The 18,252-nt window shown below is 63.9% G+C and carries 17 protein-coding genes, 2 tRNA genes and 1 pseudogene; 13 read left to right on the top strand and 7 right to left on the bottom strand.

The annotated features are described in order from the left end of the window. Together FCK22_RS17325 and FCK22_RS19620 are read left to right on the top strand one after the other, a co-directional pair. The coding region (locus FCK22_RS17325) for an IS3 family transposase (RefSeq protein WP_136720702.1) at positions 1-425 on the top strand (425 nt) is incomplete at its 5' end. Then, the gene (locus FCK22_RS19620) at positions 340-921 is read left to right on the top strand and encodes a tyrosine-type recombinase/integrase (RefSeq protein WP_082852151.1); all 582 of its coding nucleotides are present in this window, start codon (positions 340-342) and stop codon (positions 919-921) included. The genes FCK22_RS17325 and FCK22_RS19620, both read left to right, overlap by 86 nt. A 151-nt stretch (positions 922-1,072) precedes the next feature. On the opposite strand, the pseudogene FCK22_RS17315 reads toward FCK22_RS19620, so the two are convergent. Then, positions 1,073-2,199: pseudogene (locus tag FCK22_RS17315) on the bottom strand (IS3 family transposase). Between the two features lie 188 nt (positions 2,200-2,387). Beyond that, positions 2,388-2,461, bottom strand: a tRNA-Cys gene (locus FCK22_RS17310). Positions 2,462-2,604: 143 nt separating this feature from the next. Here FCK22_RS17310 and FCK22_RS17305 point away from each other — a divergent pair. The 6 genes from FCK22_RS17305 (at position 2,605) to FCK22_RS17280 (ending at position 9,478) form a co-directional block, all read left to right on the top strand. Continuing rightward, entirely contained in the window at positions 2,605-3,258 is a 654-nt protein-coding gene (locus FCK22_RS17305) for a methyltransferase domain-containing protein (protein ID WP_067267693.1), read from the top strand. Positions 3,259-3,379: 121 nt separating this feature from the next. Then, positions 3,380-4,816, top strand: a complete 1,437-nt coding sequence (locus FCK22_RS17300) for a TolC family outer membrane protein (protein WP_067267695.1) — start codon at positions 3,380-3,382, stop codon at positions 4,814-4,816. 94 nt (positions 4,817-4,910) lie between these two features. Continuing rightward, entirely contained in the window at positions 4,911-6,074 is a 1,164-nt protein-coding gene (locus FCK22_RS17295; protein ID WP_067267696.1) for a hypothetical protein, read from the top strand. Between the two features lie 125 nt (positions 6,075-6,199). After that, positions 6,200-6,658, top strand: coding sequence for a (2Fe-2S)-binding protein (locus FCK22_RS17290; protein WP_067267698.1), 459 nt, complete (start codon positions 6,200-6,202; stop codon positions 6,656-6,658). Position 6,659: 1 nt separating this feature from the next. Further along, positions 6,660-8,900, top strand: coding sequence for a molybdopterin cofactor-binding domain-containing protein (locus FCK22_RS17285; protein ID WP_067267699.1), 2,241 nt, complete (start codon positions 6,660-6,662; stop codon positions 8,898-8,900). Next, complete coding sequence (locus FCK22_RS17280; protein WP_067267701.1) at positions 8,897-9,478, top strand: hypothetical protein; 582 nt, start codon at positions 8,897-8,899, stop codon at positions 9,476-9,478. Before FCK22_RS17285 ends, FCK22_RS17280 begins: the two co-directional genes overlap by 4 nt. Here FCK22_RS17280 and FCK22_RS17275 read toward each other — a convergent pair. Beyond that, positions 9,469-10,410, bottom strand: a complete 942-nt coding sequence (locus FCK22_RS17275) for a YihY/virulence factor BrkB family protein (protein WP_067267703.1) — start codon at positions 10,408-10,410, stop codon at positions 9,469-9,471. The genes FCK22_RS17280 and FCK22_RS17275 overlap by 10 nt on opposite strands. A gap of 168 nt (positions 10,411-10,578) precedes the next feature. On the opposite strand from FCK22_RS17275, the gene FCK22_RS17270 reads away from it, so the two are divergent. The 5 genes from FCK22_RS17270 to FCK22_RS17250 all read left to right on the top strand — a co-directional run bounded on the left by FCK22_RS17270 (position 10,579) and on the right by FCK22_RS17250 (position 15,400). After that, positions 10,579-10,652 (top strand) — tRNA-Gly (locus FCK22_RS17270). Positions 10,653-10,806: 154 nt separating this feature from the next. Beyond that, positions 10,807-12,618 carry an ABC transporter transmembrane domain-containing protein gene (locus FCK22_RS17265; protein WP_067267704.1) on the top strand — a complete coding sequence of 604 codons (1,812 nt, stop codon included), beginning with the start codon at positions 10,807-10,809 and terminating at the stop codon, positions 12,616-12,618. Positions 12,619-12,766: 148 nt separating this feature from the next. Then, on the top strand, positions 12,767-14,647 hold the full coding sequence (locus FCK22_RS17260) for an acyl-CoA synthetase (protein WP_067267706.1): 1,881 nt from the start codon (positions 12,767-12,769) through the stop codon (positions 14,645-14,647). Between the two features lie 260 nt (positions 14,648-14,907). Continuing rightward, on the top strand, positions 14,908-15,150 hold the full coding sequence (locus tag FCK22_RS17255; protein ID WP_067267708.1) for a DUF1127 domain-containing protein: 243 nt from the start codon (positions 14,908-14,910) through the stop codon (positions 15,148-15,150). Further along, complete coding sequence (locus FCK22_RS17250) at positions 15,140-15,400, top strand: hypothetical protein (protein ID WP_067267709.1); 261 nt, start codon at positions 15,140-15,142, stop codon at positions 15,398-15,400. Before FCK22_RS17255 ends, FCK22_RS17250 begins: the two co-directional genes overlap by 11 nt. A gap of 190 nt (positions 15,401-15,590) precedes the next feature. Here the strand turns inward: FCK22_RS17250 and dtd are convergent, their stop codons facing one another. The 4 genes from dtd to FCK22_RS17230 all read right to left on the bottom strand — a co-directional run. After that, positions 15,591-16,037 carry a D-aminoacyl-tRNA deacylase gene (gene dtd, locus FCK22_RS17245; RefSeq protein ID WP_067267711.1) on the bottom strand — a complete coding sequence of 149 codons (447 nt, stop codon included), beginning with the start codon at positions 16,035-16,037 and terminating at the stop codon, positions 15,591-15,593. A gap of 1 nt (position 16,038) precedes the next feature. Further along, positions 16,039-16,716 (bottom strand): nitroreductase, encoded by a 678-nt coding sequence (locus tag FCK22_RS17240; protein ID WP_067267713.1) that lies wholly within the window; start codon positions 16,714-16,716, stop codon positions 16,039-16,041. After that, positions 16,713-17,825 carry a TFIIB-type zinc finger domain-containing protein gene (locus tag FCK22_RS17235; protein ID WP_067267714.1) on the bottom strand — a complete coding sequence of 371 codons (1,113 nt, stop codon included), beginning with the start codon at positions 17,823-17,825 and terminating at the stop codon, positions 16,713-16,715. Before FCK22_RS17235 ends, FCK22_RS17240 begins: the two co-directional genes overlap by 4 nt. A gap of 108 nt (positions 17,826-17,933) precedes the next feature. Then, positions 17,934-18,252 (bottom strand): DUF4339 domain-containing protein (locus FCK22_RS17230; RefSeq protein WP_136720700.1); only part of this gene is annotated, 319 nt, incomplete at its 5' end.

Below are 18,252 nucleotides of genomic sequence, written 5' to 3'. Positions count from 1 at the left end.
ATCTGCATTCACGCCGGGTGATCGGTTGGGCGGTGAGCAACCGGATGAAGCGCGACCTGGCAATCCGGGCATTGAAAATGGCTGTTGCGCTGCGGCAGCCGCCCAAGGGCTGCATCCATCACACCGACCGTGGGTCGCAATATTGTTCGCACGACTACCAGAAGCTTCTGCGCCACCATGGGTTCATGGTATCGATGAGCGGCAAGGGCAATTGTTATGACAACTCTGCCGTCGAGACCTTCTTCAAGACGATCAAGGCAGAGCTGATCTGGCGGAGACCATGGCATACGCGAAGAGAAGCAGAGCTGGCCATCTTCCAATACATCAACGGCTTCTACAATCCGCGAAGGCGGCACTCAGCACTGGGTTGGAAAAGCCCGGTCGCTTTCGAAAGGAAAGTCGCGTCAGGTCCACTTAAGCCGTAAACACGTTCAGGAAACACCGAAGGGGCGCCGGCTATTCTTTAGGCGGCAGAAAACGGATAATCCCGTCAGTCTTCCTGTTACCGAAGCCTTGGGGCGCCTAATTGATGCACTCCCCCAAGATCAAGAGCTCCTGGTCACCTCGCTGACAGGAGAACCGTTAAAGGCCTTGCGTGCTTCCCAGATTATTCGGGATATCAAGATCAGGCATAACGAAAAGGTTGAGCAAGGTTTGCTGCCGGTCCGCATTCGCGATGAACTACGGCCCTACGATATGCGGGGAACTGCCGCTACGGCGCTATTGCGAGCGGGGTGTTCTTTAAATGAGATTGCAGTCACCATGGGATGGGGCCTCCGTCATGCTTCCAACGTGATCGAACGCTATGCCGCGTTGGTTCCCGAAGTCACAGACGAGGTCCACAAGAAACTGCTCAAGGCTAAGCGCAAAGATGCGAAGGCTAAGCGCAAGCATGAGAAAAAAGCTGAAAAGCCGAAATGATGTCTTCGTTGCGAAGGTAAACGTATGCCTTGGCCCCGCGAGGGGTTGTACATACGAACTGAAAAAAAAACGGTGGAAAATGAGCCGCGTAGAGCAATCTGCGCGGTTTCGTTTGTGTGAGCTGCCCCAAACGAGTGGTCCAATTTGATTGTTAGTGCATTTCAGGCCGCCGGTCGACGGCCGAGATGCTCTCCGGCGCCGGTGGCCTGTAGCCCAGGGCGCTGTGAGGTCGGACTGTATTGTAGTGACGGCGCCATCGCTCGATGAGGATCTGAGCTTCGCGGAGTGAGTAGAAGACCTCTCCGTCGAGCAGCTCGTTGCGGAACCGGGCGTCGAAGCTCTCGCAGTAACCGTTCTCCCAAGGGGAGCCGGGCTCGATGTAAGCTGTCTTCGCCCCCACTGCCTCGATCCACTCCCGCACCTTGAGCGCAACAAACTCGGGGCCATTGTCAGACCGAATGAACTCGGGCGGCCCGCGCAGGATGAACAGGTCGGTCAGAGCATCGACCACGTCGGTTGAATTGAGCTTCCTGTCGACGCGGATGATCAGCGCCTCCTTCGTGAACTCATCGATGATATTAAGGATGCGTTAGGCGCGGCCGTCATGCGTGCGGTCCTGGACGAAGTCGTAGGACCAGACGTGGTTGGGCCGCTCCGGCCGTAGACGGACGCAGGACCCGTCGTTGAGCCAGAGACGGCTGCGCTTCTTCTGCTTGTGCGGGACCTTCAGCCCCTCGCGTCGCCATATGCGCTCGACCCGCTTGCGGTTCACCTGCCAGCCAGCCTGGTTCAGCAGCGCCGTGATGGGGCGATATCCGTAGCGGCCATACTGGCGAGCCAGCTCGATGATATCTGCCGTCGGCTGCGCTTCGTCCGACCGCCCCTGCGGCACCTTCCGCTGGGTGGAGCGATGCTGTCCGAGCGTGCGGCAGGCGCGGCGCTCGGATACGCCAAGCGTCTGCCGCACGTGGTCGATGCACTTTTGTCGGCGCGAGGGGCTTAGAAGTTTCCCTGTGCCGCCTCGCTCAGGATCATTTTGTCGAGGGTCAGGTCGGAGACAGCGCGCCGAAGCCGCTGGTTTTCCGCCTCGAGCTCCTTTAGCCGCTTCAGCTGATCACGGCTCATGCCACCATACTGCCTGCGCCACCGATAGTAGCTCTGCTGTGTGATACCGACCTGGCGCACCGCATCACCGATCGAAAGGCCTTGGCCTTGCAGCACCTCAACCTGGCGCAGGTTCAAGACGATGTCTTCGAACTTTTCTCGCTTTCCAGCCATTCTCTGGTCCTCTCCATGACGGGATCATTCTATCCCAGTTGGCGGACCACTTCAGTGGGGGCACTCCATGTGAAATAGGGGTGATCGTTGGAGGTCTTGGCCAGTGTCTTTGTAAACTGAACTGTAAACCAACAGAATTCCAAGGTCTCGATCGGCGAGCAGAATGAAGAATTGCCATAAAAATAAGGTGGAGGCGAGTACCGGAATCGAACCGGTGTACACGGATTTGCAATCCGCTGCGTAACCACTCCGCCAACTCGCCGACCGGTGGTTGGCGCACTGCTAACGGATCACGAAGGGGGCCGCAAGTCCCATATGCGCGCGAAAATGCGGTCAGGGCGTTGCCGCTGGCCCGGCAATGTGGCACATCACTCTTCAGACACCCTGAACGAATGAGTTTAGCTGATGAGTGATTTCGCCGCCCGCCGCGTAACCATGGTAGATACGCAGGTTCGTCCTTCGGATGTGACCAAGTTTCCAATCATCGACGCGATGCTGACCGTGCAGCGCGAAGACTTCGTGCCGGCGGCACAGCGCGAGGCTGCCTATCTGGGTGAAAACCTCGATCTGGGGCAGGATCGGGTGCTGCTCGACCCGCGGACATTGGCCAAAATGCTCGACCACCTCGACATCACCAATGAGGAACTCGTGCTCGATATCGGCTGCGCCATGGGCTATTCCAGCGCCGTGATCGCCCATATGGCCGAGGCCGTCGTCGCCGTTGAGGAAGACGAAGCCATGGCCGCCGAGGCGCAAGAGGCGCTGGCGCAGGCGGGCGCGGACAATGTGATCGTCCATGTCGCCCCGCTGACCGAAGGCGCGCCGCAGCATGGGCCCTATGATGTGGTCATCGTCCAAGGTGCGGTGGGTGAACTGCCCGAAGCGCTGGTGGAGCAGGTGAAAGAGGGCGGGCGGATTGCTTGCCTCTTTATGGATCGGGGTCTGGGCGAGGTACGCCTGGGCTATAAACGCGGCGGTCAGGTGTCTTGGCGGCCCGAATTCAACGCCGGTGCGCCGGTGCTGCGTGGCTTTGAACGTCAGGCAGAATTTCAGCTGTAAGCGACAGGGTGGCGCGCCGGTCATACCGCGCGCCACTTCGCTTTCAGGGGAGGGGCACCCGCCCCGATCGGCCTACGGGCCGGTCCAAAGGTCTACAAAAGCCATTCAGGGGCATTGAGCCATGAGCGCGAACAGTTTCACGAAATCCCTCAAACGTTTTGCCATCGCCGTACCGGTGAGCCTTGTCCTCGCCAGCGGCGCTGCCCTGCCGCGTGTGGCTGCCGCCGAGACATTGGCCGATGCGCTGGTGGGGGCCTATGAGCATTCCGGTCTGCTGGAGCAAAACCGTGCGCTTTTGCGGGCCGCCGATGAGGATGTGGCCGCGGCGAAATCGGCGCTGAAACCCGTGTTGCGGTGGGCCGCCGGGCTGACGCAAAGCTTTGGCACCACGCGCAGTTCCTCTCTTCTGCCAGCGCAGTCGACGGAAAGCCTGAAGGCGTCGATCAGCCTGATTGGCGAGCTTCTGCTCTATGATTTCGGCGCGAGCGCCTATCGGGTGGAGGCGGCGAAAGAGGCCGTGCTGGCCACCCGCCAGACTTTGGTCAACCTAGAGCAGCAGGTGCTGCTGCGCGCGGTTGCGGCCTATATGGGCGTGATCGAAGCCTCGGAAACGGTTGAGCTGCGCAACAACAACCTGCGGCTGCTGACCCAAGAGCTGCGCGCCGCGCGGGATCGTTTCGACGTGGGCGAAGTTACCCGCACCGATGTGGCCTTGGCCGAAGCGCAGCTTGCCAATGCCCGCAGCGGGCTGGCGGGCGCCGAAGGCGTGCTGCTGCGCGCGGTCGAGGAGTATCGCAATGCCGTGGGCCATGCCCCGGGCAACCTTAGCCAACCGCCGAGCCTGCCGAATGTCGGCGGCAACCTCGCCTCGGCCAAGGCTTTGGCTGTGCGCACTCACCCGTCGATCATCGCCGCACAGCATCAGGTGGCGGCAGCCGATCTCAGCGTCGAAGCCAATGAGGCGGCCATGGGCCCGCGGATCACGCTGAACGGGCAATATGGTCTGAACGAGACTTTCGACAGCGAAGCCTATACCCGCAGCGGCAGCGTTGGGGTGGAGGTCGGTCAGACCATCTATCAGGGCGGGGCGCTTTCCTCGGCCGTGCGCAGCGCGATGGCGCAGCGGGACGCGCAGCGCGCGAACCTGCATGTGGTGCGCCAAGATGTTGAGCAGGAGGTGGGCAACGCCTATGCCGCGCTGGCCTCGGCACGGGCGCAGTTGGAGGCTTCCGACCGCCAGATCCGCGCGGCGCGTATTGCCTTCCGCGGCGTCCGCGAGGAAGCGACCCTCGGCGCGCGTACCACATTGGACGTGCTGGACGCCGAACAATCCTTGCTGGATGCGGAATCGACCCGCGTTTCGGCCCGTGCCAATCTCTATGTGGCGGCCTATTCCGTGCTGGCTGCCACGGGCCGTCTCACCGCGCAGGACCTGAAGCTGCCGGTGCAGATCTATGACGCGGGGGCCTATTACAACCTTGTTAAGGACGCCCCTGCTAAATACTCGAAAGAGGGCCAAGCGCTGGATCGGGTGCTGCGCGCGCTGCAAAAAGACTGACGTTTTGCACGGTCGTTTGGCATTTTGCACCGCCCCATTGTGAGAATCCTCCCACGCGGTTAAGCTATCCGCGAGGCAAGAGTGGTAGAGAAATATGTCCGAACCCGTCACAAACGCGGAGGTGGAAGACGTCCTGTCGTCGATTCGCCGATTGGTGTCCGAAGACAAGCGTCCCCTGCAAACGTCCAACCCTACGCCGGTTTCCAAGCCGGAGGCTGCCGATTCTGCAGATGACACCGGTGCCGCGTTCAAAAGCATGCGGGGGGCCGCATTGGACGAGCCGACATCGGACAGCGTCACGTCCGAGGATTTCACTCCGCACCTGTCGCTGCGCACAGCCTCGGGCGGCACGGCGCGTCCCGCTTCTGACGAGGGCGTCGGTGAGGCATCCAAAGCCGCGCCGCAGCCGCTGAGCTTGACCCAAGCCATGCAGACCGAAGCGGAAGATAGTGCCGATGAGGCAGAGCGTCCATTCGTCTCGGCCCGTCACCCCGCGACCCCGCCTGCCGAGAAGGCTCCCGCGGCCTCGAGCGACCGGTTGGTGCTGACCCCTGCGCTCAGGGTTGCCACGTCGGATGGCGAGGATCGCCCAAAGGCCGCTGCCGTTGATCCGGCCAAGGTCTCGCCCTTGGACTATGATATGCTGCATGACGATCCGAGCGATCTGCATGCCGAAGACTATCGCACACCCGCGCCGGAGACCGCGGATGAGGCCCGGGCTCGCGCCGTCTCTGACGCAGTGGCCAAGGCGACCGGGGCCAGCCGCAGCGACAAGCTGGCGGCGCTCGAGACGGCCATCGGCAAAATCTCTGACGACTGGGATCCGGACGCGCCCGGCGATAATGACTATTCCGGCACCGAACCTCCGGCGATGGAGTGGAAAGACGATGCGGAGCTTGACGCGCCTGAGGCCCCGATTGCCGATACGGCGACGGTAGAGGCTGAGACGCCCGCCCCAAGCCGCCCGCAGCCCACGACACCGCAGCTCGAAGAGCAGGTGCGCCGTTTTGCGGACAGTGGCCCGCGTGTGGCCGATCCTGCCGCCACCGCGCCGGAATTCGACTATGCCGCCCCCGCGCAGGAGGCGGGCAGCGCGGGTGAGGATCAGTTCCTCGACGAGGAAGCACTGCGCGACATGGTGACCGAGATCGTCCGCGCCGAGCTTCAGGGGGCTTTGGGCGAGCGGATCACCCGCAATGTGCGCAAATTGGTCCGCCGCGAAATTCACCGCGCGCTGACGGCCCAAGACCTCGAGTAAGCGAAGCGGCGGCACCCGCCGCCATGACCGCCCCGCCAGGGTGACGCTGCGCGACCCGCCGCGCGTGGTCTTGCGCGATAGGCGCTACCGGCTACATTGGGGGCACCAGCGCGGAAGGATCACCGATGGAATTGACGGTTAACGGCACGGTCCACGAGGTGGACGTGGATGACGACATGCCGCTGCTCTGGGTTTTGCGCGACGAGCTGGGGATCACCGGGCCAAAATACGGCTGCGGCATTGCGCAATGCGGTGCCTGCACGGTGCATGTCGATGGGCTGGCCGTGCGGTCTTGCCAATTGCGGGCGGCGGATGTGAACGGCGATGTCACCACCATCGAAGGCTTGGGCACGCCCGAAGCGCTGCATGTGGTGCAGGCGGCATGGGTGGAGCATCAGGTCGCGCAATGCGGTTACTGCCAATCGGGGCAGATCATGCAGGCGGCCTCTTTTCTGGAGCTGAACCCCGAGCCGACCGACGATCAGATCGACGCCGCGATGAGCGGGAACCTCTGCCGCTGCGGCACCTATCCGCGCATCCGTGCCGCCGTTCACAGCGCCGCCGCGCGGCTGCGGGGGGCCTGACATGTCGCGCCTGCGCACCATCACCCGCCGCAGTTTCATCGTTGGCTCCGCCGCCATTGCCGGGGGCGTGGCCTTTGGCACCTATCTGTACAAACGTGACCTGAAGAACCCGCTGCTCGAAGGCTTGCCACCCGGTGCGGCGGCGATCACGCCCTACGTCAAGATTGATGCAAGCGGCGTCACGCTGATCACCCCGCGCGCCGATGTGGGGCAGGGGGCCTATTCGATCCAAGCCCATATGATTGCCGAGGAGTTGGATGTCGACCTCGACAGGGTGCAGATCACGCCCGGGCCGCCTTCGCCGGTCTATTACAACGGCGTGGTCGGGGTTGAGGCGATGCCGATTGCCGCGACCTCGGAAACGCTGCTGGCGCGGACCGGGCGCGGCGCCTCGGATGTGGCGGGAAAGCTGCTCGGCCTGCAATTGACCGGCGGCAGTTCGACCGTGCCGGATATGTACGACAGGCTGCGCATGGCCGGGGCCGTGGCCCGCGAAACCCTGTTGGCCGCCGCCGTGGCGCAGACGGGGCTGGAACGGAGCCAACTCAAGACCGAGGCGGGCGTGGTGGTGCTGCCCGACGGCATGCGGCTGGCCTATCAAGACCTCGCCGCCGCCGCGGCGGAGATCGACCCGGTGACCGAGGTCACGCTGCGCGACCCCGGCGCGTGGCGGCACCTTGGCAAGCCGCAGATGCGCACCGATATCATGGCCAAATCCACTGGCACCCAGACCTATGGCATCGACATGGTGATGGAGGGGATGCTTCACGCCACGACCCGCACCAACCCGGCGCAGGGCGGGGCGATCATGGGCTTTGACGCGGGCCGCGCCGAAAAGATGCGCGGCGTGAAGGCGGTCTTGCCCATCACCGGCGGCGTCGCCGTGGTGGCCGACAACACCTGGCGGGCCTTTCAGGCCGCGCAGGCGGTGAAATGTGACTGGGGCCCGTCGCCCTATATCGGCGACACGGCGGATCAATTCAAAGCCGTGGCGGCCTCCTTCACCGATGACCGGCAGGACAGCCGGTTTCGCGATGACGGCGATGTCAGCGCCGCACTGGCCGATGGGGAGGTGTTGGAGGCCGCGTACCGCATCCCCTATCTGGCCCATGCCCCGCTGGAGCCGATGAGCGTGGTGGTGAAGCTGGAGAAGGCCCGCGTCGATATCTGGACCGGCACGCAGATCCCGCGTTTCATGCAGGCCAATGTGGCCGCGCTCACCGGGATCGACGCTGAGAATGTGCATATCCATGTGCTGATGTCGGGCGGCAGTTTCGGGCGGCGGCTTGAGGATGACTATACCCTGCGCGCCGTCGAAGTGGCGATGCAACTGCCCGGCACACCGATCAAAATGGTTTGGTCGCGGGAGGAGGATTTCACCCATGACTTCCCCCGCCCACTGGCCATGGCGCGGGCGCGGGGCAAAGTCTCGGAGGGGCAGATCGCGGCCTATGAATTGGCCATCGCAGCACCTTCGACGGCGGAATCGCAGATGGCGCGGCTGAACCAGCCGGTCTTCGGCCCCGACATCGCCATCGTCGCAGGCGCATGGGATCAGCCCTTTGCGATCCCCGATTACCGCGTGACCGGCCACCGTGTGCCCGCGATGGTGCCGGTAAGCTCGTGGCGGTCGGTCGGGGCGTCGGGCAACGGTTTCCTGCACGAAAGCTTCATGGATGAGATGTGCCATGCCGCGGGCGTCGATCCTTTGGAGGAACGGCTCCGGCTGTGCACCCATGCGCCCTCGCGCGGGGTGTTGGAGGCTGTGGGCGAGATGTCGGACTGGGGCGCAGACCTTGGCCCGGGGCGGGGCCGGGGGCTGGCGTTCTGCCTGTCCTTCGGCGTGCCGGTGGCCGAGGTGGTCGAGGTCAGCCAGACCGACGCGGGTCTCAAGATCGACCGCGTTTTCGTTGTCGCCGAAGTGGGCCGCGTGATGGATCCGGTCAACTTCGAGGCGCAACTCGCCGGCGCGGTGATCTGGGGCTTGGGCCATGCGATGAACTGCGAACTAACCTATCGCGATGGGGTGCCGCAGCAGGACAACTATCACCTCTATGAAGGGTTGCGGCTGTATCAGACGCCCAAGATCGAGGTGCGCGGGTTGGAGAATGGCGGCAAGCTGCGCGGCATTGGTGAGCCGGGCGTGCCGCCCGCGGCGCCTGCGCTGGCCAATGCAATCTTCGCCGCCACGGGCCAGCGGATCCGTGAACTCCCCCTGTCTAAATCCGTGGATTTCGCATGAGATATCTATTGACCTGCGCCGCACTCATGCTGGCCGCCCCCGCCTTTGCGCAGGAGGCGCCCGATCGCGCCGAGGGGCTGGCCGCTTGGGATCGGATTTTCACCGTCACCGCGCATCCGCGTTGCACCAATTGCCATGTAGGCGAAGAGGGGCAGCCGATGTGGCAGGGCTTGGGCTATGGGCCGGAGGCGGTGCACGGCATGAATGTGCGCGCGGGCGAGAGCCGGATCGGGGCCGAGAGCATCCCTTGTGACGCCTGCCATGTCACCTCTGCCGCTGCGAACACGGTGCCCCATGCCCCACCGCATATCGACGATGCTTGGCGGCTGCCGCCGGTAGAATTGGCGTGGTTCGGCAAGTCCTCAGCCGAGGTCTGCATCCAGTTGCGCGATCCTGAGACCAACGACGGGCATGACATCGCCTCATTGGTCGATCACCTGCAAAACTCCGCCTTTGTAAACTGGGGTTTCGCCCCCGGCGCGGGGAGGTCGGTGCCCGAGGGGACGCTCGATGCGTTGGTGCATGACGTGAGGGTCTGGGGCGCTGCGGGCACGCCCTGTGCGGGGGATCAGGGCTGATCGCTCATCGCGCGGGCCAATCTGCGGATGCGCAGGGCGCGGTTCAACTCTCCGCCAAAGATCAGCACCAGCGCGGCGAGATACATGAAGTAAAGCGCCGCGATGATCCCTGCCATGCCCGCGTAATAGCTGGCATAGGTGCCAAAGCTGCGCAGGTAGGATGAAAACAGCACCGCCAGCACGGTCCAAGCAGCGGCGGTGGCGACAACTCCGGGCCAGATGTTGTTAAACCGCGTCCGCCGTGCGGGCAGGATCACATGGGCCGCGAAGAGGGCGACCAGCAGGATCGTGGCCGAGGCGGGAAAGCGGACCAGCCCCACGGTGACCGAACGCGGATCGAAACCCGGCATCAACATATGCAGCCAAGACCCGGCCCGAGGGGCGAGCACCAGCAGATAGCCCACGATCACGAGGATCAGGCTTGCCAGCAGCACCATGGCGACCTGCACGGCGTAGATGGTGAAGACCGACCGCGTCTCGCGCAGCCCATAGGCGCGGTTCAACCCCACGCGCACCCCATCGACTCCGCCCACGGCGAACCAGACGGTCAGCAGGATACCCACGCTGAGCAGATCGCCGCGCGGCACGGTCATGACCTTTTCCACCTCCGACACGATCGGTTCGATCAGGGCAGGGGGGACAATGGCGATCAGGAAATGGATCAGGTCATCGGCCATCGACCGGTCGCCGACAAAGGCAGTGAGCGAACTGGTGAAGATCAGGAAGGGGAAGATCGCCAGCAGCGCGCGAAAGGCCACGTTTCCGGCCATGCCAAAAGCATCATCGCTCCACAGCCGCAGCACCGCCTCGTGCAGGACGGCCCGCACGACCCGCAACCCGGTGCCGTGAAACAGATCCTCGGGGTCCTCGCTGAGAACTCCGTGGGTCATGACGACCTCGCGCTTTTGGTCTTGGGCCGGTCTGGCGTCCATTCCAATGCCTCGTTTTCATCCCGTGAGGCTAAGCTAGTGCCCCTTGGCCCGCGCTGCCACCTTGATGACCGGCCACAGGCGAGAGCAGGCTCATGTGATTGATCTTGCCAAAGGGGCATCGCTCCACTTGACGCTCAGGGAGCGATAAAATAGGAGAGGAGCCGTAGCGCGGGCGTTGTGTAATGGTAAGACCTCAGCCTTCCAAGCTGATGATACGGGTTCGATTCCCGTCGCCCGCTCCACTCTTTCCCCGAAACTTTCGTGACCGCCGCCGCGCGGGATAGATGCGACCGCCGCTGTCTGTCGGGGGCGGCAGATTGTCCTTATCGGGGCGGTCTTGCTTGACCCCGCCCAGCCCCCGCGCCATGACCGATGTGGAAAGACAAAGGAAAGCCCATGGCACGCACCCCAGCCCCCGCACCAAGCGCCAAAGACGAACGCGAAAAGTCGCGGCGGATCGGGGCTTTGGCGGCGCTGATGCCTTTCATGGCGCCCTATCGCTGGTTGATGGCCGCCGCCGGGGCGGCGCTGGTGCTGACCGCGATGATCTCGCTCACTTTGCCCTTGGCGGTGCGGCGGGTGATCGACAATTTCGGCACGGGAGAGAGCGAATTGCTCGACCTCTATTTCATCGCCGCACTGTTGATCGCGGGGCTGCTCGCCCTTGGCACCGGGCTGCGCTATGCGCTGGTGACACGGCTGGGCGAACGGGTGGTGGCCGATATCCGGCGCGCGGTGTTTGACCGTGTGGTGGGCATGAGCCCGGCCTTTTATGAGCGTATCATGACTGGCGAAGTGCTCAGCCGGATCACCACCGACACCACGCTGATCCTCTCGGTGATCGGATCGTCGGTCTCGATCGCGCTGCGCAACCTGCTGATCTTCGTGGGCGGTCTGGGGCTGATGCTGCTGACCTCGGCCAAATTGACCGGGCTGGTGCTGCTGATTGTGCCCGCCGTGGTGATCCCCATCCTGACGCTGGGCCGCCGCCTGCGGATGCTCAGCCGCGAGAACCAAGATTGGATCGCGGCAAGTTCGGGCAATGCTTCTGAGACGTTGGGCGCGGTGCAAACGGTGCAGGCCTTTACCCATGAGGCCGCAAGCCGGGGCCAATTCGCGCAGATGACCGAAGCCTCTTTCGATGCTGCGCAGCGCCGGATCAAGACCCGCGCCGTGATGACGATGATCGTGATCTTTCTGGTCTTCGCGGGCGTGGTGGGCGTGCTGTGGATCGGCGCGCGAGACGTGCGGGCGGATGTGATGAGCGCGGGCGCGCTGGTGCAATTCGTGATCTATGCGGTCATGGTCGCGGGCGCGGTCGCCGCCCTGTCAGAGATCTGGGGCGAGTTGCAGCGCGCTGCGGGCGCCACGGAGCGGCTAATCGACCTGTTGCAAAGTCAGGATACGGTGCAAGACCCGGCGCCCGCAAGCCAGGGCAGCCTGCCGCAGCCTGTCGCGGGGCGGATCGCCTTTGAGAACGTGCAGTTCACCTATCCCGCCCGCCCCGATGTGGCGGCGCTGGATGGCGTCGACCTTGAGATCAACCCCGGTGAGACGGTGGCCTTTGTCGGCCCCTCGGGCGCGGGGAAGACGACGATCATCCAGATGATCCTGCGCTTTTATGACCCGCAGTCGGGGCGGATCACCTTAGATGGGGTCGACCTGCGCGATGTGGCGCGGGACCACTTCCGCCGTTCGGTCGCGCTGGTGCCGCAAGATCCGGTGATCTTTGCTGCCACGGCGGCTGAGAACATCCGGTTCGGACGCCCCGATGCCAGTGACGCAGAGGTCGAGGAAGCCGCCCGCGCCGCCGCCGCGCATGACTTCATCACCGCGCTGCCCGATGGCTATGACAGCTATCTGGGCGAGCGCGGCGTGATGCTGTCGGGCGGGCAGAAACAACGCATCGCCATCGCCCGCGCCATCCTGCGCGACGCGCCGGTGCTGCTGTTGGACGAGGCGACCTCGGCGCTGGATTCCGAGAGTGAGGGGCTGGTGCAGGCCGCCGTCGACCGGCTCAGCGCGGATCGCACGACGCTGATCGTGGCGCACCGTCTGGCCACCGTGAAAAAGGCCGACCGCATCGTGGTGATGGAGGCCGGGCGCATCGCGGCCATCGGCACCCATGACGAATTGGTCGCCAGTGACGGGCTTTATGCGCGTCTGGCGCGGCTTCAGTTCACCGATGGGGCCGCCGCCGCGGCCTGAGCCGCCCTTGAACAGTGCAACCCCGGCGTTACGTCACCCTAGTGTGACGTTGCGTTTGTTGCCGCCGATTGCTTGCGAAACGGCGCGTTTCGCCGCAATCTGGCGCGAGGAGAATAAGCCGGAACACCGGCACAGGGGAGGAGACACCATGACATTCGCCGGGATCGAAGACCGCAATGCCATCGCGGCGGAAATGCCGTGGGAAGACCGCGACGTGGCCAAGACGCTTTACGGAATGCTAAGCAATACGGCCGCGAAATTCCCCAACCACAATGCCGTCAGCTATCAGATTTTCTCGGGCCCCAAGGACAAGGCCGAAACGCTGTCTTGGAAAGAGTTGCATGGCCGCGTGACGCAGGCGGCGAACCTCTTCCGCAGCCTTGGCGTAGGTGAGAAGGACGTGGTGGCCTATGTGCTGCCCAACTGTAACGAGACGACGATCACCCTGCTGGGCGGTGCCGTGGCCGGGATCGTGAACCCGATCAACCCGCTGCTGGACGCCGAACAGATCGGTGCCATCCTGCGCGAAGTGGGCGCCTCCGTGGTCGTCACCCTGCGGCCTTTCCCGAAGACGGACGTGGCCCAGAAGACCGCCGAAGCGGTGCGGCTTGCGCCCAAGGTGCACACGGTGCTCGAGGTTGATCTGGTGCGCTATCTCACCCCGCCGAAAAGCTGGATCGTCCCGCTGGTGCGGCCCAAGGGGATGGTGAACAACCAAGCCAAATACCTCAACTTCAACGCCGAGATCGCCAAGCAGAACACCTCGCTCAACTTTGAGGATGTGCAAGAGGATCGCGTTGCCTGCTATTTCCACACCGGCGGCACGACCGGGATGCCAAAGGTGGCGCAGCACAAGTATTCGGGCCTCATTTACAACGGCTGGCTGGGGCATCGGCTGCTGTTCAGCGAGCAAGACAATATCATGTGTCCGCTGCCGCTGTTCCACGTCTTTGCCTGCCATGTGATCCTGATGGCCGCCGTGTCGTCGGGCGCGCATGTGGTCTTCCCCACGCCGCAGGGCTATCGCGGGGATGGTGTCTTTGACAACTTCTGGAAGTTGGTGGAGCGGTGGAAGATCACCTTTATCATTACTGTGCCTACGGCGATCTCGGCCAAGATGCAGCGCCCGATTGATGCGGATGTCAGCACGGTGAAAACCGCCTTCTCCGGCTCCGCCCCGCTGCCGCTGGAGCTTTTCCGCCGGTTTGAGAAGGCCACGGGCGTCACGCTGGTCGAAGGCTACGGCCTGACCGAGGCGACCTGCCTTGTCTCTTGCAACCCGACGGACGGGATCAAGAAGGTCGGCTCCATCGGTATCGCCTTCCCCTATTCGGACGTGCGGATCATCAAGGGCACCGTGGATGGTCCGATCGACGCGGAGACGGATGAGATTGGCGAGATCTGCGTCTCGAACCCCGGCGTCTTCTCGGGCCATACCTATGTCGAGGAAGACAAGAACAAAGACCTCTTCTACCACGGCAAATACCTGCGCACCGGCGATCTGGGCCGGATCGACAGCGATGGCTATATCTGGATCACGGGCCGCGCCAAAGACCTGATCATTCGCGGCGGCCACAACATTGACCCCGCCGAGATCGAAGAGGCGCTGCTGGGCCATGAGGCCGTCGCCTTTGCGGGTGCCATCGGCCAGCCCGACCCCCACGCGGGCGAGGTGCCCTGCGCCTTTGTCGAACTCGTTGAGGGTGCCAATGTCACCGAAGAGGAACTGTTGGCCTATGCGCGTGAGCATGTCGCGGAACGCGCAGCCCAGCCCAAGCACCTCAAGATCATGGACGAGCTGCCCAAGACGGCTGTCGGCAAGATCTTCAAACCCGATCTGCGCAAGGACGCGATCACGCGGGTCTATAACGGCAGCCTTGAAAAGGCGGGCTGTGCCGCGCGGGTGACCGAGGTGGTGGACGACAAGAAACGCGGGTTGGTGGCGCAGGTCACGATGAACGACGCGACCCACGATGAGGTCTCAAAGGTGCTCAGCGTCTACACGCGCCCTTGGGAACCGGCGAGCTAAACGACTCACACAAGAAAGGGCGGCACGCCGCCGCCCGTCCCCAAATCCCCTGATTGCAGCCCCGCTGCGTTGCGCCGATGCACATTTCCTGTGTATCGGCGCAAAAATTTTAGGCTGTTTACCTGTAGTTAGCCCCCGGCCTTTCGTTTCGGGCATAGCGCCTATGCAAATTCTGCGGGTTCAAAATAGGGTCAGAGCGTACTACTTCTGCATTGCAGCATTGATAATGCACTTGCAGCATTCTGAAAGGAGTTGCGCTTATGACGATGGCAATCTCACGTGGCACTACCCTGAGCTCCGCGCTCGATGGGCTTCATCACAGCGTTGACGGCATGCGCCGTCGCGTGGCCCAGATCAAAGCCCGGCGCGCAGCTTACAACCGAACTTTCACAGAACTCAACGTACTGAGCGATCGCGAACTGTCCGATATCGGCATCGCACGGTGCGAGATCCGGCGTGTGGCGTCGGAAGAACTTTCAAAGGAACAGACCTATGAAGTATGACAATATCCTATCCGCCCCCCACGGTTTCTCCCTGCGTGATGCGTCCGCTCCGGTCCTCGGCGCGCTTGGCACCGCGGCGGGCAAGGTCGGCAGCCTGCTGGCGCGTGGCGTCACTCAGATGCAGATCTCGCGCATGCAGGCCGTCCTCAACAGCATGAGCGACGCACAGCTTGAGCGTGCGGGCATCGACCGCAACCAAATTCCCCAGCACGCCCAAGCGCTGGTGACCGAAGAATACGACGGTCTTTAAGCCACTGCGCTTTTGACCCTCAGCCATCAATGTCGCGCCTTACGCGCTGCATTGTCAGGTGCCGGACCCCGCTCCTTCCCGGGTTGATCTGACACCGCATATTAACGGTCCTCCTCCTCCCGGACCCGTTATACCGGCCGGCAAGCTTACCTCCTCCCAAGCTTGCCGGCCCATGTTTTCCACCGACTTATCAGGGCGCGGCCGTATCGAGCCAGAGGGTCACCGGCCCATCGTTGACCAGCGCCACGGCCATATCCGCGCCGAACCGTCCGGTCTGCACGGGGATGTCGAGCCCGGCGAGGCTGCGGGCGAAATGGGAATAGAGCGCTTCGGCCATCTCGGGCTTCGCCGCGCCGGAAAAGCCGGGGCGGTTGCCGCGCGCGGTATCGGCGGCGAGGGTGAATTGGCTCACCACCAAAGCGCTGCCGCCGGTTTGGGCAAGGCTCAGGTTCATCTTGCCACCCTCATCCTTAAACAGCCGCAGTTTTGAGATTTTCAGGGCCAGTTTCTCGGCGGTTTCTTCGGTGTCCTCGGGCATGGCGCAGACGAGGATCAGCAGGCCGGGGCCGATCTCTCCGATAACCTCACCCTCGACCGTGACCGAAGCCTCGGTCACCCGTTGCAGCAATGCGCGCATGTCAGTCTTTCCAATCAATGATGTCAGAAGGGGCGGCCCGCTCGGTGCGAAAGGCGTTCGCGGGGTGCGTCTCATCGGCATAGCCGAAGGAGATTGCGCAGAGCACCAGCCGATCTTCGGGCAACGCGAGAACTTCGCGCACCAAGGGCGCATAGGCGGCAATGGCGGCTTGCGGGATGCTGGCCACGCCAAGCGCCGTCGCGGCGAGGGTGAAGGCGGTGACGAAGCCGCCGCAGTCCATCGCGCCATAGGGGCCAAGCTCGGCCGGGGCGGTCACGATGGCCACATGCGGCGCGTCGAAAAGCGCGTAGTTGCGCAGCATCTGCGCCTGACGCGCGGCGCGATCGGATTTGGCAATGCCCACCGCATCGTAAAGCTGGAAGCCACAGGTCCGGCGGCGTTCGGCATAGGCCCCGGAGTAGCCCGTGGGCCATGGCAGGTCCGGCGCGACCGGGGTGTCGGCGCTGGCGGCTTCAAGGAGGGCTGCGCGAAAGGCATCGGTGCCTGCGCCGCGCGTGATGGTCACCTGCCATGGCTGCGCATTGCACCACGAGGGCACATGGCGCGCGGCGCTGACGATCTGGGTGATGCTGTCTTTGGGGACGGGATCGGGCCGAAAGGCGCGGCAGGAATAGCGCGCCTGCAAGAGGTCGGTGAACTGGTCGTAGCTCTGGGTCATTGCTGGGCCATGAAATAGCCGACGATGGCGGCGGCGATCAGCCCCAGCACCACGGCAAAGGTGATTTTGACGGCGGAATAGGGGCGTTCGCCCTGCACTTTGCCGGAATGGCCGTTGACGACGAAACGATAGGTCTTGCCACGGTATTTATAGGCGGCAAGCCAGACCGGCAGCAGGATATGTTTGAAGGTCACATCGCTGACTTGGGTGTTGATGTCATGCACCCGCTGGCGGTCGCCGCCAATGTCAAACTTCACGTCCCGCTCGATCACCCGGTCCATATGGGCGCGGGCCTGAACAAAGCCTTCCTCCAGCGTGATGCCATATGCTTCGGCCCGGAAACCGGCGAGGTATTCGGGCGCATAGGGCTCCAGCGCGGAGAGGTCCCAAGGGTGCAGCGCGTCGGTGTGTTTCTTGGGCAGCGACCGGGAGGCCAGCACCAGCACATCGTCAAAGAACCGAGCCACCCGCCCCGACGCGGCCCGCCAGCGGATTTTCGGCACCTGCTGCTTCACCCGCTTGCCATCGCGCATGACGGTGCGGGTGACGTAATAGACGGTTCCACGCTCCCCGCGATAGCTGGAGGCGGTCTGTGCGTCATAGGTCCAGAAGGGCACATAGATGCCCTGCATCCGGCGGCCCTTGCGGGCATATTGTTGCAGCCCGTTGGGGGCGAACCAAAGGCTGCCAAGCCAGTCTTTCATCGCGTCGCGGGCGCGCTCTTCGGGCAGGGCGAAGGGCAGCACGGCGCGCGGTTTGATATGGCGGTTGGTGCCGGTGTCGATCACCACGGGCGTCGCGCAGAAAGGGCATTCGGCGGCGTGTTTGCCGGGCTCGAATTCCACCTGCGCTGCGCAGTTGGGGCAGGTGGTGACGCGGGTCTCTTCCATCTCGGCGGCGGGCAGGGCGGCCTGCAATCCGGCGCGAAAATCCTGTTCGGCGATGGCATGGGCGTGGCGCCCGCTGCCGTCGATTGGCTCCACATTGCCGCAGTGATCGCAGATCAGCAGCGCCTGCGCCGGGTCAAAGCGCATGTCCGAGCCGCAGGTGTCACAGGGGAAACGGTGCTCTTCAAGCGGGGCGGCGGGGGGCAGATCGGTGGCGGACATAAGGGGTGCTTTGCAAGGTCAATCGCGGCGGGGCGGATGGGGGTGGCCCGTGGACCTGAGGGGCCACGGGCGGGACGCGCGAAGGTCCTTTGCCCACGCGCCTGCGGATCAGGCCGGGGGCGGCGGCGGTGGCGGGGGCATCACGGTGAAAAGCTGCGCCAGTTCGGCCACATCCTCGGCCCGCTGCCAGCCATCTTGGCCCGGCGTCCAGACCAGAGAATCGCGGGTAAGGCTGCCCTCACTCGCCTTGCGGCCCATGGCCGCCTTGGAAAACGGGCCAGAGGTCGCGCCGTCCTTGGCCAGGCGGCGGGGCGCTCGGGGACTGCGCGCATGAGCCCCGTTCGGGGCGGCGACGAAAAAGGGGCGCGCGGTTGCCCGTGCGCCCCTGTCGTCGGTGAGCCGGTTCGGTTTACTCAGGAATGGTGCC

Origin of the sequence: Sulfitobacter sp. 15WGC (genome assembly GCF_005068605.1) — a bacterium.
GTDB lineage: Bacteria > Pseudomonadota > Alphaproteobacteria > Rhodobacterales > Rhodobacteraceae > Sulfitobacter > Sulfitobacter faviae.
Note: the sequence above shows the minus strand (reverse complement) of the source record. Positions and strands in the feature narration are given on the sequence as shown.

Coding starts and splice junctions, on each gene's coding strand:
- FCK22_RS17260 (WP_067267706.1), top strand. CDS start 12,767: ATGACATTCGCCGGGATCGAAGACCGCAATGCCATCGCGGCGGAAATG.
- FCK22_RS17250 (WP_067267709.1), top strand. CDS start 15,140: ATGAAGTATGACAATATCCTATCCGCCCCCCACGGTTTCTCCCTGCGT.
- FCK22_RS17235 (WP_067267714.1), bottom strand. CDS start 17,825: ATGTCCGCCACCGATCTGCCCCCCGCCGCCCCGCTTGAAGAGCACCGT.
- FCK22_RS17295 (WP_067267696.1), top strand. CDS start 4,911: ATGTCCGAACCCGTCACAAACGCGGAGGTGGAAGACGTCCTGTCGTCG.
- FCK22_RS17290 (WP_067267698.1), top strand. CDS start 6,200: ATGGAATTGACGGTTAACGGCACGGTCCACGAGGTGGACGTGGATGAC.
- FCK22_RS17275 (WP_067267703.1), bottom strand. CDS start 10,410: ATGGACGCCAGACCGGCCCAAGACCAAAAGCGCGAGGTCGTCATGACC.
- FCK22_RS17280 (WP_067267701.1), top strand. CDS start 8,897: ATGAGATATCTATTGACCTGCGCCGCACTCATGCTGGCCGCCCCCGCC.
- FCK22_RS17240 (WP_067267713.1), bottom strand. CDS start 16,716: ATGACCCAGAGCTACGACCAGTTCACCGACCTCTTGCAGGCGCGCTAT.
- FCK22_RS17305 (WP_067267693.1), top strand. CDS start 2,605: ATGAGTGATTTCGCCGCCCGCCGCGTAACCATGGTAGATACGCAGGTT.
- FCK22_RS17285 (WP_067267699.1), top strand. CDS start 6,660: ATGTCGCGCCTGCGCACCATCACCCGCCGCAGTTTCATCGTTGGCTCC.
- FCK22_RS17255 (WP_067267708.1), top strand. CDS start 14,908: ATGACGATGGCAATCTCACGTGGCACTACCCTGAGCTCCGCGCTCGAT.
- FCK22_RS17265 (WP_067267704.1), top strand. CDS start 10,807: ATGGCACGCACCCCAGCCCCCGCACCAAGCGCCAAAGACGAACGCGAA.
- dtd (WP_067267711.1), bottom strand. CDS start 16,037: ATGCGCGCATTGCTGCAACGGGTGACCGAGGCTTCGGTCACGGTCGAG.
- FCK22_RS17300 (WP_067267695.1), top strand. CDS start 3,380: ATGAGCGCGAACAGTTTCACGAAATCCCTCAAACGTTTTGCCATCGCC.